This window comes from Streptomyces sp. NPDC107546, assembly GCF_055639175.1.
On the sequence record NZ_JBVKBA010000005.1, the window covers coordinates 144,837 to 158,172 of the forward strand.

The following is a 13,336-nucleotide window of genomic DNA, read 5'->3' on the forward strand; positions in this document are numbered from 1 at the left end:
GCTTGACGACCATGTTCGAGACAGTGCTTGTGGCCAACCGGGGCGAGATCGCCGTCCGCGTCATCCGCACGCTGCGGTCGATGGGCGTGCGCTCGGTGGCCGTCTTCTCCGACGCCGACGCCGACGCCCGGCACGTGCGCGAGGCCGACACGGCGGTACGGATCGGACCGGCGCCGGCGGCCGAGAGCTATCTGTCCGTGGAGCGCCTGCTGGAGGCCGCCGCCCGGACCGGAGCGCAGGCGGTGCACCCCGGGTACGGCTTCCTCGCGGAGAACGCGACGTTCGCGCGTGCGTGCGCCGAGGCGGGGCTGGTGTTCATCGGCCCGCCTGCGGACGCGATCGCGCTCATGGGCGACAAGATCCGGGCCAAGGAGACGGTACGGGCGGCCGGAGTGCCGGTCGTACCGGGGTCGAACGGCAGCGGGCTGACGGACGCGGAGCTGGCCGAGGCCGCCCGCGAGATCGGCATGCCGGTGTTGCTCAAGCCCAGCGCGGGCGGCGGCGGCAAGGGCATGCGGCTGGTGCGGGACGCGTCGGCGCTGGCCGACGAGATCGCCGCCGCCCGCCGCGAGGCCCGCGCCGCCTTCGGCGACGACACGCTGCTCGTCGAACGGTGGATCGACCGCCCCCGCCACATCGAGATCCAGGTCCTGGCGGACGCCCACGGGAACGTGGTGCACCTGGGCGAGCGCGAGTGCTCCCTCCAGCGCCGCCACCAGAAGATCATCGAGGAGGCGCCGAGCGTGCTCCTCGACGAGGCCACACGCGCGGCGATGGGCGAGGCGGCGGTCCAGGCGGCCCGCTCCTGCGGCTACGAGGGCGCGGGCACGGTCGAGTTCATCGTGCCGGGCGGCGACCCCTCCTCGTACTTCTTCATGGAGATGAACACCCGCCTCCAGGTGGAGCACCCGGTCACCGAGCTGATCACCGGCCTGGACCTGGTCGAGTGCCAGCTGCGGGTGGCGGCGGGCCAGCGGCTGTCCTTCAAGCAGGACGACATCACCCTCACGGGCCACGCGATCGAGGCCCGTATCTGCGCCGAGGACCCTGCACGGGGCTTCCTCCCGTCGGGCGGCACGGTGCTGAGTCTGCACGAGCCGCAGGGCGACGGCATCCGCACCGACTCGGGCCTGTCCGAGGGCACGGAGGTCGGCAGCCTCTACGACCCCATGCTGTCGAAGGTCATCGCCTACGGCCCGGACCGTGCGACCGCGCTGCGCAAGCTCCGCGCGGCCCTCGCGCAGACGGTCACCCTGGGCGTGCAGACCAACGCCGGTTTCCTGCGCCGACTGCTGGCCCATCCGGCGGTCGTGGCGGGCGAGCTGGACACGGGACTGGTGGAGCGCGAGGTCGACTCGCTGATCCCGACCAAGGTGCCGGACGAGGTCTACGAGGCCGCCGCCGCCGTACGCCTGGACGCGCTGACACCGCGCGGGGAGGGCTGGATCGACCCGTTCTCCGTGCCGAGCGGCTGGCGGCTCGGGGGCGAACCCAAGCCGGTCGCCTTCCCGCTTCGGGTGCACGAGCCGGTGCAGTACACACCCCGCGGCACCCACACGGTCACCGAGGGGCACGTGTCCGTCGTCGTGGACGGCGTACGCCACACCTTCCACCGCGCCCACGACTGGCTGGGCCGCGACGGCGACGCCTGGCACGTGCGCGACCACGACCCGGTCGCCGCATCCCTCACCGGGGCCGCCCGCTCCGGCACCGACTCGCTGACCGCGCCCATGCCCGGCACGGTGACGGTGGTGAAGGTGGCCGTCGGCGACGAGGTGACGGCCGGGCAGAGCCTGCTGGTGGTGGAGGCGATGAAGATGGAGCACGTCATCTCCGCCCCGCACGCCGGGACCGTCACCGAACTGGACGTCTCCCCCGGCACCACGGTCGCCATGGACCAGGTGCTGGCCGTGATCGCGGCGCACGGGGAAGGCCCCGAGGACGACACGGAGGCGGAGCGATGACCGCTGGTGAACTGCCCATGGTCCAGCCGGCGCAGGGCCTCCCCGCCCGGGTGAGGATCCACGAGGTCGGCCCGCGCGACGGCCTGCAGAACGAGAAGCGCACGGTACCGACGGAGGTGAAGGCGGACTTCATCCGCCGTCTCGCGGACGCGGGCCTGACGACGATCGAGGCGACGAGCTTCGTCCACCCCAAGTGGGTGCCGCAGCTCGCCGACGCGGAGGAACTGTTCCCGCTGGTCGGCGAACTGCCCGTGGAACTCCCGGTCCTGGTCCCGAACGAACGCGGCCTGGACCGCGCCCTCGCGCTGGGCGCCCGCCGGATCGCCGTCTTCGCCAGCGCCACCGAGTCCTTCGCGAAGGCCAACCTCAACCGCACCGTGGATGAGGCGCTGGCGATGTTCGAACCGGTGGTCGCGCGCGCGAAAGCGCAGAAGGTGCACGTCCGCGGCTATCTGTCGATGTGCTTCGGGGACCCCTGGGAAGGTGCGGTCCCCATCCATCAGGTGGTCCGCGTCTGCAAGGCCCTCATGGACATGGGCTGCGACGAGCTCAGCCTGGGCGACACGATCGGGGTTGCGACCCCGGGCCACGTACAGGCCCTCCTGTCCCAGCTGAACGAGGAGGGCGTGCCGACCAGCGCGATCGGCGTGCACTTCCACGACACCTACGGCCAGGCGCTCGCCAACACCCTGGCAGCGCTCCAGCACGGCGTGACGACCGTCGACGCCTCCGCGGGCGGCCTCGGCGGCTGTCCCTACGCCAAGTCGGCGACCGGCAACCTCGCCACCGAAGACCTCGTCTGGATGCTCCAGGGCCTCGGCGTCGATACCGGGGTCGACCTCGGCCGGCTCACCGCCACAAGCGTGTGGATGGCCGCGCACCTGGACCGGCCGAGCCCCTCCCGCACCGTCCGAGCCCTCTCCCACAAGGAGTGACCCCATGGACCACCACCTCTCCCCCGAGCTGGAGGAACTCCGGCGCACGGTCGAGGAGTTCGCGCACGACGTCGTGGCGCCCAAGATCGGCGACTTCTACGAGCGGCACGAGTTCCCGTACGAGATCGTCCGCGAGATGGGCCGGATGGGCCTGTTCGGGCTGCCGTTCCCCGAGGAGTACGGCGGTATGGGCGGCGACTACCTGGCGCTGGGCATCGCGCTGGAGGAACTGGCCCGAGTGGACTCCTCGGTCGCCATCACCCTCGAAGCAGGGGTCTCCCTCGGCGCGATGCCGATCTACCGCTTCGGCACGGAGGCCCAGAAGCAGGAGTGGCTCCCGCGCCTGTGTTCGGGCGAGATCCTGGGCGCGTTCGGACTGACGGAGCCGGAGGCCGGCTCGGACGCGGGCGGGACCCGTACGACGGCCCGCCTGGACGCGTCGACGAACGAGTGGGTGATCAACGGCACCAAGTGCTTCATCACCAACTCGGGTACGGACATCACGGGCCTGGTCACCGTCACGGCGGTCACCGACCGCACGGAGCACGGCCGCCCGAAGATCTCCTCGATCATCGTCCCGTCCGGCACGCCCGGGTTCACGGTCGCGGCCCCCTACTCGAAGGTCGGTTGGAACGCCTCCGACACCCGGGAGCTGTCCTTCGCGGACGTCCGTGTCCCCGCTGAGAACCTCCTGGGCGAGGAAGGCCGGGGCTACGCCCAGTTCCTGCGCATCCTGGACGAGGGCCGTATCGCGATCGCGGCCCTGGCGACGGGTCTGGCGCAGGGCTGTGTGGACGAGTCGGTGAAGTACGCGAAGGAACGTCACGCCTTCGGCCGCCCGATCGGCGCCAACCAGGCCGTCCAGTTCAAGATCGCCGACATGGAGATGAAGGCCCACACGGCCCGCCTGGCCTGGCGCGACGCCGCCTCCCGTCTGGTCTCCGGCGAACCCTTCAAGAAGGAGGCGGCCCTGGCCAAGCTCCACTCCTCCACGGTCGCGGTGGACAACGCCCGCGACGCCACCCAGATCCACGGCGGCTACGGCTTCATGAACGAGTACCCGGTGGCCCGTATGTGGCGCGACTCCAAGATCCTGGAGATCGGGGAGGGCACGAGCGAGGTGCAGCGGATGCTGATCGCCCGGGAGCTGGGGCTGGCGGGCTGAGCACGGCTGACGGCGGGGCGCCGACCACCTGACAAGCCGCCTTGCCGTGCGGCACACACACTGAGGGCGCCGTATCCGGCGATACGGCGCCCCGGTCGTCACCTGTTGAGGCAGTTGGCCTTCCGCCACTGGACGAAGTCGCCCACACGATTGGTGATGACGCCGTCGACGCCCCAGGACGTGGCGGTCTTCCACTTGGTGTCGGTGTCGACCGTCCAGACGAACACCTTGACGCCTGCCGCGTGGAGCTGCGCCAATGCGGTGGGCCTGGCCGCGAGACCGTTGAAGTTCACCGCATACGTGTCGAGTGAGAACGAGCGGGCCGTGGCCACCGGGTCCGCGTCGAGTGCGTCCCGGAGCAGCGCGGCCTTGATCCCGTACGGGGAGGCCTTCACCTCGCGCACGATGTTCTCGTCGAAGGACTGCACAACGGTGCGCTCGGTCATTCCCGCTTCGGACACGAGCCTGAGGGCGTGGTCGACGGCGGCCGGTGTCTGTGGCCCCTTCAGTTCCAGCAGAAGTCGAGTGGACCTTGCCTTCACCGAGGACAGCAGTTCCTCCAGCGTCGGAACGTGCCCTCCGCCCTTCACCGTCAGCTTGGAGATCTCCTCGGCGGTGAGCTCGTCGACGCGCCCGGTCCCGTCGGTCGTCCTGTCCACGGTGTCGTCGTGCATGATGACCGGCTGGCCGTCCTTGGTGAACTGCACGTCGGTCTCGACCCAGTCCGCGCCTCGGTCGGCTGCCGCGTCCATGGAGGCGATCGTGTTCTCGGGTGCGATCTGCGGCGCGCCGCGGTGCCCGAGGCCGTCGGTACGGGAGCAGTCGGCGACCGAGGTGTCGTCGGAGACGAAGACGTCGTCGATGGTGCCGGGGAAGTACTCCTGGAAGGCGCCCTTGTAAGTCTACGACTTTCACAGATGCTTCACAGCCAACTTCGAGCAGGCCGTGGCTGGTTCCGTCGCCCCGGCCACCACGGTGCCGGTCGCCCCGAAAGAGGAGGAGGTCCCGGTCAGGCCCCAGTTCGGGTCGCCTGGGGGAAACCGCCCCTGCCCCTCACTCCCTGGACATCATGTGAGGTTAGGCTAACCTAAGATCGCCTTGCCCTGGCTCGACCGCACGAAAGCAGACCACAGCCATGTCCAAAGCCCCCGCCACCCGTCTCACCCGCCGCGGCATCCTCACCGCCGGCGGCGCCCTCGGTCTCGGTGCCGTGCTCGCGGCCTGCGGGGACGAGAAGACGAAAAGCGGCGGCTCGGGCAGCGGCACCACGGCCGGCAAGTCGGGCCCCTGGTCCTTCAAGGACGACCGCGGACAGACCACCAAGGCCGCCAAAGTGCCGTCGAACATCGTCGCGTTCGTCGGTGTCGCCGCCGCGCTGCACGACTACGGCGTCGACGTGAAGGGCGTCTTCGGCCCGACGAAGACCAAGGACGGCAAGGCCGACGTCCAGGCCGGCGACCTCGACGTCGACAAGGTCACCGTTCTCGGCAACCAATGGGGCCAGTTCAACATCGAGAAGTACGCGGCCCTCGCCCCCGACCTCCTCGTCACCACCATGTTCGACGGCGCCGGGACGCTCTGGTACGTGCCCGAGGAGTCCAAGAAGAAGATCCTCGCCGTGGGCGCCCCGAGCGTCGGGATCTCCGTCTGCGACCGCCAGATGCCCGAACCCCTGCAGCGCATGCTGGAACTCGCGGCGTCGCTCGGCGCGGACACCGCGTCCGCCAAGACCGCCCAGGCGAAGAAGCGGTTCGAGGACGCCGCCGCCCGGCTGCGCGCCGCCGCCAAGGCCAAGCCGGACATCAAGGTGCTGGCGGGCTCCGCGAGCCAGGACGTCTTCTACGTCTCCGGAACCAACCTCTCGATCGACCTCGAGTACTTCAAGGCCCTCGGCGTGAACTTCGTCGAGCCGCCCGCCTCCGCGCTGAAGGCGAGCGGAGGCTGGTTCGAGAACCTCAGCTGGGAGAACGTCGACAAGTACAAGGCCGACGTCATCATGATGGACAACCGCACCTCGGCCATCCAGCCCGCCGACATCACCGAGGCGACCTGGAAGAAGCTCCCCGCGGTCAAGGCGGGTCAGGTCATCGCCCGCAACCCCGAGCCCATCCTGTCGTACGACAAGTGCGCCCCGCTGCTCGAGGACCTCGCCAAGGCGATCGAGACGGCCAAGAAGGTCGGCTGAACAACCCCTCCCCCGCCCCTCACCTGACGATGGCTCAGGAGCGCTCATGACGACGGCCGTAGCCGCCCCGTTCCGTTTCTTCTCCCTCCAGGTCGTACGGACGAGGCGGCTCGGCCCGTCTCTCGTCCGGGTCACCTTCGCCGGAGACGACCTGAACGCCTTCCGCTCCGCCGGACGCGACCAGAGCCTGTCCCTGTTCCTGCCGCACCCCGGGCAGCCGAAGCCCGTCATCCCCCTTCACCTCGGCTGGGGGTCCCCCCGCTCGAGCGAAGCCGAGAGTGGGGGAGGCTGGTGGCACGGCTGGCGTGAACTCCCCGACGACGTACGCGCGGTGATGCGCTCGTACACGCTGCGCGCCCTGCGCCGTGACCCCGACGAGATCGACATCGACTTCGTGCTCCACGGCATCGAGCCGGCCGCCACGGCACCCGCCGGTCCCGCCTCCCGCTGGGCCTCCCGGGCCACCCCCGGCGACCGGGTCGTCCTCCTCGGTCCGGCCGTCGAGGACAACCGCGCGATCCGTTTCCGTCCGCCCGAGGACACCGACCTGGTGGTGATCTGGGCCGACGAGACCGCCGTACCCGCCGCCTCCGCGATCCTCGAGTCGCTGCCCCCGGGCTCGCGCGCCCAGGTCTGGCTGGAGGTCGGGCAGGCCGGCGACATCCAGGACCTGGTGACTCGCGCGGACGCCGAGATCACCTGGCTCGTACGCGACGGCGAGAGGTCCCCCATGACTCTCGCCGCGCTGCGGGACGCCCAACTCCCGCCCGCCAAGGCCCCGTACGTGTGGATCGCGGGCGAGGCCGGCCGGGTCAAGGAGCTGCGCCGGCACTTCGTCGGCGAGCGCGGTGTCGACCGGCGGCGTGTCACCTTCGTCGGCTACTGGCGGCACGGGCTGAGCGAGGAGCAGGTGCGCGAGCAGCAGTGACGGCGGTCACGACGGGGTGGAATTTCCCTAGATCAAACTTAGGTTAGGCTAGCCTAAGTTACGACAGAGACGACTTCGCCCCTCTGCTGTCCCGCCCGGACTCCCCCACCGGAGGACCCACATGCGCTCGCACCTGCTCAATGACCTCACCGCGGAGCACTACCGCCGCTCCGTGACCGAAGGAGTGGAGCGGGTGGCCGACCGACTCGCCACCACCGACCGTCCGTTCACCGGCGTCACGGTCGACGCCCTCGCCCCCCGCATCGACGGGATCGACCTGGACCGCCCGCTGCACGACACCACCGCGGCCCTGGACGAGCTGGAGGAGCTCTACCTCCGCGACGCGGTCTACTTCCACCACCCCCGCTACCTCGCCCACCTCAACTGCCCGGTCGTCATCCCGGCCGTGCTCGGCGAGGCCGTCCTGTCCGCCGTCAACTCCTCCCTCGACACCTGGGACCAGTCGGCGGGCGGCACCCTGATCGAGCGCAGGCTCATCGACTGGACCGCCGAGCGGATCGGCCTCGGCCCGGCCGCCGACGGCGTCTTCACCTCCGGCGGCACCCAGTCCAACCTCCAGGCCCTGCTGCTGGCACGCGAGGAGGCCAAGCCGGGGCGGGCAGGGTGGGAAGTACCGGACACGCTCGCCAGGCTGCGCGTCCTCACCTCCGAGGTCAGCCACTTCAGCGTCAGGAAGTCCGCGAAGCTCCTCGGCCTGGGCCCCGAGTCCGTCGTCGCCGTCCCCGTCGGCCACGACAAGCGCATGCAGACCGTCGCCCTCGCTCACGAGCTGGAGCGCTGCACCCGGGACGGCCTGATCCCGATGGCCGTCGTCGCCACCGCCGGCACCACCGACTTCGGCTCCATCGACCCACTGCCCGAGATCGCCGAGCTGTGCGCCCAGTACGGCACCTGGATGCACGTGGACGCGGCATACGGCTGCGGACTGCTGGTCTCGCCCCGCCGCCGTGGCCTCCTCGACGGCATCGACCGCGCCGACTCGGTCACCGTCGACTACCACAAGTCCTTCTTCCAGCCGGTGAGTTCGTCGGCCGTCCTGGTCCGCGACGCCACCACGCTGCGGCACGCCACCTACCACGCGGAGTACCTCAACCCGCTCCGCGCGGTGCGGGAGCGCATCCCCAACCAGGTCGACAAGTCGCTGCAGACCACCCGCCGCTTCGACGCCCTCAAGCTGTGGATGACGCTGCGCGTGATGGGCGCCGACGGCATCGGACAGCTCTTCGACGAGGTCTGCGACCTGGCGGCCGAGGGCTGGAAGCTGCTCGCCGCCGACCCGCGCTACGACGTCGTCGTCGAGCCACAGCTGTCCACGCTCGTCTTCCGCTACATCCCCTCCGCCGTCACCGACCCGACCGCCGTCGACGGCGCCAACCTGCACGCCCGCAAGGCCCTGTTCGCCTCCGGCGACGCGGTCGTCGCGGGCACCAGGGTCGCCGGCCGCCACTACCTGAAGTTCACCCTGCTCAACCCCGAGACCACGGTGGACGACATCGCCACCGTCCTCGACCTGATCGCCGGCCACGCCGAGCAGTACCTGGGAGAGTCCCTTGACCGCGCGTCCTGAAGCCACCGGGAAGACGTACGACTTCGTCGGGATCGGGCTCGGCCCCTTCAACCTCGGCCTCGCCTGCCTCACCGAGCCGATCGAAGGCCTCGACGGCGTCTTCCTGGAGTCGAAGCCCACCTTCGAGTGGCACTCGGGGATGTTCCTGGAGGGCGCCCACCTCCAGACCCCGTTCCTGTCGGACCTGGTCACCCTGGCCGACCCCACCTCCCCGTACTCCTTCCTCAACTACCTGAAGGAGCGGGGCAGGCTGTACTCGTTCTACATCCGCGAGAACTTCTACCCCCTGCGCGTCGAGTACGACGACTACTGCCGCTGGGCCGCCGAGAAGCTCGCCGGCGTCCGCTTCGGCACGACGGTCACCGAGGTGACGTACGCGGACCAGGACGAGGTGTATGTCGTACGGACGCAGGACGGCGGCACCTACCGCGCAAGCCGTCTGGTCCTCGGCACCGGCACCCCGCCCCACATCCCGGAGCCCTGCCGCGGTCTCGGCGGTGACGTCATCCACAACTCCCGCTACCTGGACCACAAGCACCGGTTCCAGGCCAAGGAGTCGATCACCCTGGTCGGCAGCGGCCAGTCCGCCGCCGAGATCTACCGCGACCTGCTCGGGGAGATCGACGTCCACGGCTACCGGCTGAACTGGGTGACCCGCTCCCCGCGCTTCTTCCCCCTCGAGTACACCAAGCTCACGCTGGAGATGACCTCCCCGGAGTACATCGACTACTTCCACGCGCTGCCCGAGCGGACCCGCTACCGCCTCACGGAACAGCAGAAGGGCCTGTTCAAGGGCATCGACAGCGATCTGATCAACGAGATCTTCGACCTGCTGTACCAGAAGAACCTCGACGGCCCGGTCCCGACCCGCCTGCTCACCAACTCCGCCCTGACGAGGGCCACGTACGAGGACGGCACCTACACCCTCACCTTCCGCCAGGAGGAACAGGAGAAGGACTTCGAGCTGCGCTCCCAGGCCCTGATCCTCGCCACCGGATACAAGTACCTCGAACCCGAGTTCCTCAGGCCCGTCCGCGACCGTCTGCGCTACGACCAGCACGGCAACCTCGACGTGGCCCGCAACTACGCGATCGACGTCACCGGCCGGGGCGTGTTCCTGCAGAACGCCGGCGTCCACACCCACTCGATCACCTCACCCGACCTGGGCATGGGCGCCTACCGGAACGCGTACATCATCCGGGAACTGCTCGGCACCGAGTACTACCCCGTCGAGAAGACGATCGCCTTCCAGGAGTTCGCCGCATGACGACCGTCGACACCGGCACCTTCACCTTTCGCCCCCTCGACCCCACCGGGGACGCCGAACTGCTGCACGCCTGGGTCACGCACCCCAAGGCGGTCTTCTGGATGATGCAGGACGCCACGGTCGCGGACGTCGAGCACGCCTACACGGAGATCGACGCCGACGAGCACCACCACGCGCTCCTCGGACTGCACGACGGCGAACCCGCCTTCCTGATGGAGAAGTACGACCCGGCCCACCGGGAGCTGGCCGGGCTGTACGAGCCGGAGCCGGGCGACGTGGGCATGCACTTCCTGGTGGCGCCGACCGGCACGCCCGTGCACGGGTTCACCCGGGCCGTCATCACCGCCGTGATGCGACACCTGTTCGAGGACCCCGCCACACGGCGGGTCGTCGTCGAGCCCGATGTGCGCAACACGGCCGTGCACGCCCTGAACGCGGCGGTCGGATTCGTGCCCGAACGTGAGATCGAGAAGCCGGAGAAGAAGGCCCTGTTGAGTTTCTGCACCCGTGAGCGGTTCGAGAAGGCGGTGGCGGCATGACCCTCGCCGACGCCGTGGCCCATCTGTCCCCCGAACGCTGGGAGAAGGCCAACCGCCTCCTCGTACGCAAGGCCCTGGCCGAGTTCGCCCATGAGCGGCTGATCACCCCCGAGCGGGAGGAGGACGGCCGGTACGCCGTCCGCAGCGACGACGGGCTCACCCGCTACCGCTTCACGGCCACCCTGCGCGCCCTCGACCACTGGCAGGTCGACGCGGACTCGATCACCCGTCACCGTGACGGCACCGAACTGCCGCTCGCCGCCCTGGACTTCTTCATCGAACTGAAGCGGTCGCTCGGCCTGAGCGACGACGTCCTGCCCGTCTACCTGGAGGAGATCTCCTCCACCGTCTCGGGCATCTGCTACAAGCTCGCCAAGCCGCAGGTCACGTCGGCGGAGCTGGCCCAATCCGGTTTCCAGGCGATCGAGACCGGGATGACGGAGGGCCATCCCTGCTTCGTCGCCAACAACGGGCGGCTCGGCTTCGGCATCCACGAGTACCTGTCGTACGCACCCGAGACCGCGAGCCCGGTCCGGCTGGTGTGGGTCGCGGCGCACCGCTCGCGGGCGGCGTTCACGGCGGGCGTGGGGATCGAGTACGAGTCGTTCCTGCGGGAGGAGCTGGGAAGCGCAACGCTGAAGCGTTTCCGCGACGCACTCTCGGACCAGGGCCTGGACCCGGCCGACTACCTGCTCATCCCCGTCCACCCCTGGCAGTGGTGGAACAAGCTCACCGTCACCTTCGCCGCCGAGGTCGCCCACCGCAACCTGGTGTGCCTCGGCGAGGGCGACGACGAGTACCTGGCGCAGCAGTCCATACGCACGTTCTTCAACACCTCGCACCCCGAGAAGCACTACGTCAAGACGGCCCTGTCCGTGCTCAACATGGGCTTCATGCGGGGCCTGTCCGCCGCCTACATGGAGGCCACTCCGGCGATCAACGACTGGCTGGCCCGGCTGGTCGAGAACGACCCGGTGCTCAAGTCGACGGGCCTGACGATCATCCGGGAGCGCGCGGCCGTCGGCTACCGGCACCTGGAGTACGAGGCAGCCACCGACCGCCACTCCCCCTACCGGAAGATGCTCGCGGCCCTGTGGCGGGAGAGCCCGGTGCCCTCGCTCCAGGACGGCGAGACCCTGGCGACCATGGCGTCCCTCGCCCATGTCGACCACGCGGGCGCGTCCTTCGCGGGGGCGCTGATCGAACGCTCGGGACTCCCACCGACGGAGTGGCTGCGAGGGTACCTGCGGGCGTACCTCGTTCCGCTGCTGCACAGTTTCTACGCATACGACCTGGTGTTCATGCCGCACGGCGAGAACGTCATCCTCGTCCTGAAGGACGGCGTCGTACAGCGCGCGATCTTCAAGGACATAGCGGAGGAGATCGCCGTCATGGACCCCGAGGCGGTGCTGCCGCCGGAGGTGGCGCGCATCCGCGTGGAGGTCCCGGAGGACAAGAAGCTGCTGTCGCTCTTCACGGACGTCTTCGACTGCTTCTTCCGCTTCGTCGCGGCGCACCTCGCCACCGAGGGGATCCTGGAGGAGGAGGACTTCTGGCGGACGGTCGCGGAGGTCGTCCACGAGTACCGGGACGCGAACCCGCAGCTCGCCCACAGGTTCCGCCGGTACGACCTGTTCGCCCCGGAGTTCGCCCTGTCCTGCCTCAACCGGCTGCAGCTGCGGAACAACAGGCAGATGGTGGACCTGGCCGACCCGTCGGGGGCGCTACAGCTGGCCGGGACCCTGAAGAACCCGATCGCAGGCCTGTAGGCCCTTCGCGGACGGGCGGGCACCCCGGTGCAGGCCCTCCGGGGTGCCCGTCACCGGCCCCGATGGGCGTGGACCACTCCCTCGCGAACGGAGTGGAACAATCCCCGGCATGGCGGAAATCATCCAGAAGGACGGTACGTGGAGTTTCGACGGTGACGCCTTACGGCTGACCCCGGGTCGTGACAAGAACGCCGGGCTGTTCCGTCGGACGTTGGGTGAACTGACCGTTCCACTCGAGGCGATGGCGGGCATCTCGTTCGAGCAGGGGAAGAAGGCCGGACGGCTCAGGCTGCGGCTGCGCGACGGCGCCTGCCCCCTGCTGCAGGCGACCGGCGGCAGACTGAAGGAGTCCGACGACCCGTACCGGCTGACCGTCGAGTCCGACCGCTACGGCGTCGCCGAGTATGTGGCGGACGAGGTGCGGGACGCGCTCATGCCGGCACAGGTGCCCACCGAGCCGGTCGACCGCTATCTGCTGCCCGGCCCCTCCGTCCCGCTGTCCGTGTCGGCCGGGGACGGCACGGCGAGCTTCGACGGCGAGCAGGTACGCCTGGAGTGGAACTGGAAGACGGAGGACGCGAAGCAGGCCTCGGGCATGCGCACACTGCCGGTCGCCGACATCACCGGCGTGGAGTGGCAGCCGGCGGTCGGTCTGGAGAACGGCTGCCTCCGCTTCACCGTGCGCGGGGCCGAGACCAAGGCTCCGCCGAAGTACGACCCCAACTCGGTGGAGCTGTGGGGCTTCAAGAAGGACGCGCTGATGGCGCTCGTCGCGGCGGCCGTCCAGGCCCGGCTGCCGCACCCGGCGGCGCCCGTGGACTCCGTACCACTGCTGAAGGAGCTGTCCGCGCCCGCGCGGGACGCCGTGGAGAACGAGCACGACGCCCTGCTGCGGCGGCTGCGGGAGCTGGGCGAGCTGCACCGCGGAGGGGTGCTCACCGACGAGGAGTTCGCGATGGCCAAACAGGCGGTCCTCAGGAGGATGTGAGGCCCGCC

General features: G+C 69.8%; 11 protein-coding genes. 10 read left to right on the forward strand and 1 reads right to left on the reverse strand.

Features of this window, described 5'->3' with window-relative positions; all coding sequences use genetic code 11:
- The first annotated feature begins 11 nt into the window (after positions 1-11).
- Genes ACZ7L1_RS09395 through ACZ7L1_RS09405 form a run of 3 tightly spaced genes read left to right on the forward strand, consistent with a single transcriptional unit; the run spans position 12 to position 4,064 of the window.
- Positions 12-1,964, forward strand: coding sequence for an acetyl/propionyl/methylcrotonyl-CoA carboxylase subunit alpha (locus ACZ7L1_RS09395; protein WP_471435610.1), 1,953 nt, complete (start codon positions 12-14; stop codon positions 1,962-1,964).
- A complete protein-coding gene (locus ACZ7L1_RS09400) occupies positions 1,961-2,899 on the forward strand; it encodes a hydroxymethylglutaryl-CoA lyase (RefSeq protein ID WP_471435611.1) in 939 nt (312 codons plus the stop codon). Before ACZ7L1_RS09395 ends, ACZ7L1_RS09400 begins: the two co-directional genes overlap by 4 nt.
- 4 nt (positions 2,900-2,903) lie before the next feature.
- Positions 2,904-4,064, forward strand: a complete 1,161-nt coding sequence (locus ACZ7L1_RS09405) for an acyl-CoA dehydrogenase family protein (protein WP_471435612.1) — start codon at positions 2,904-2,906, stop codon at positions 4,062-4,064.
- Positions 4,065-4,162: 98 nt separating this feature from the next.
- Here the strand turns inward: ACZ7L1_RS09405 and ACZ7L1_RS09410 are convergent, their stop codons facing one another.
- A complete protein-coding gene (locus ACZ7L1_RS09410) occupies positions 4,163-4,927 on the reverse strand; it encodes a glycerophosphodiester phosphodiesterase (protein ID WP_471435907.1) in 765 nt (254 codons plus the stop codon).
- Between the two features lie 272 nt (positions 4,928-5,199).
- On the opposite strand from ACZ7L1_RS09410, the gene ACZ7L1_RS09415 reads away from it, so the two are divergent.
- From ACZ7L1_RS09415 to ACZ7L1_RS09445, 7 genes are all read left to right on the forward strand, one after another.
- Entirely contained in the window at positions 5,200-6,249 is a 1,050-nt protein-coding gene (locus tag ACZ7L1_RS09415; RefSeq protein WP_471435613.1) for an ABC transporter substrate-binding protein, read from the forward strand.
- A gap of 46 nt (positions 6,250-6,295) precedes the next feature.
- A complete protein-coding gene (locus ACZ7L1_RS09420; RefSeq protein WP_471435615.1) occupies positions 6,296-7,177 on the forward strand; it encodes a siderophore-interacting protein in 882 nt (293 codons plus the stop codon).
- 121 nt (positions 7,178-7,298) lie between these two features.
- On the forward strand, positions 7,299-8,765 hold the full coding sequence (gene desA, locus ACZ7L1_RS09425) for a lysine decarboxylase DesA (protein ID WP_471435616.1): 1,467 nt from the start codon (positions 7,299-7,301) through the stop codon (positions 8,763-8,765).
- Positions 8,749-10,032: a lysine N(6)-hydroxylase/L-ornithine N(5)-oxygenase family protein gene (locus tag ACZ7L1_RS09430; RefSeq protein WP_471435618.1), complete on the forward strand. Its 1,284-nt coding sequence runs from the start codon at positions 8,749-8,751 to the stop codon at positions 10,030-10,032. Before desA ends, ACZ7L1_RS09430 begins: the two co-directional genes overlap by 17 nt.
- Positions 10,029-10,571, forward strand: a complete 543-nt coding sequence (locus tag ACZ7L1_RS09435) for a GNAT family N-acetyltransferase (RefSeq protein WP_471435620.1) — start codon at positions 10,029-10,031, stop codon at positions 10,569-10,571. The genes ACZ7L1_RS09430 and ACZ7L1_RS09435 overlap by 4 nt, the downstream gene beginning before the upstream one ends.
- Positions 10,568-12,340 (forward strand): IucA/IucC family protein, encoded by a 1,773-nt coding sequence (locus ACZ7L1_RS09440; protein WP_471435622.1) that lies wholly within the window; start codon positions 10,568-10,570, stop codon positions 12,338-12,340. Before ACZ7L1_RS09435 ends, ACZ7L1_RS09440 begins: the two co-directional genes overlap by 4 nt.
- Before the next feature lie 109 nt (positions 12,341-12,449).
- Complete coding sequence (locus ACZ7L1_RS09445; RefSeq protein ID WP_471435624.1) at positions 12,450-13,328, forward strand: DUF4429 domain-containing protein; 879 nt, start codon at positions 12,450-12,452, stop codon at positions 13,326-13,328.
- The last annotated feature ends 8 nt before the right edge of the window (positions 13,329-13,336 follow it).

What these genes read in the sequence shown, in the direction of transcription:
- ACZ7L1_RS09395 (WP_471435610.1), top strand. Translation starts at nt 12, where the DNA reads ATGTTCGAGACAGTGCTTGTGGCCAACCGGGGCGAGATCGCCGTCCGC.
- ACZ7L1_RS09400 (WP_471435611.1), top strand. Translation starts at nt 1,961, where the DNA reads ATGACCGCTGGTGAACTGCCCATGGTCCAGCCGGCGCAGGGCCTCCCC.
- ACZ7L1_RS09405 (WP_471435612.1), top strand. Translation starts at nt 2,904, where the DNA reads ATGGACCACCACCTCTCCCCCGAGCTGGAGGAACTCCGGCGCACGGTC.
- ACZ7L1_RS09415 (WP_471435613.1), top strand. Translation starts at nt 5,200, where the DNA reads ATGTCCAAAGCCCCCGCCACCCGTCTCACCCGCCGCGGCATCCTCACC.
- ACZ7L1_RS09420 (WP_471435615.1), top strand. Translation starts at nt 6,296, where the DNA reads ATGACGACGGCCGTAGCCGCCCCGTTCCGTTTCTTCTCCCTCCAGGTC.
- desA (WP_471435616.1), top strand. Translation starts at nt 7,299, where the DNA reads ATGCGCTCGCACCTGCTCAATGACCTCACCGCGGAGCACTACCGCCGC.
- ACZ7L1_RS09435 (WP_471435620.1), top strand. Translation starts at nt 10,029, where the DNA reads ATGACGACCGTCGACACCGGCACCTTCACCTTTCGCCCCCTCGACCCC.
- ACZ7L1_RS09440 (WP_471435622.1), top strand. Translation starts at nt 10,568, where the DNA reads ATGACCCTCGCCGACGCCGTGGCCCATCTGTCCCCCGAACGCTGGGAG.
- ACZ7L1_RS09445 (WP_471435624.1), top strand. Translation starts at nt 12,450, where the DNA reads ATGGCGGAAATCATCCAGAAGGACGGTACGTGGAGTTTCGACGGTGAC.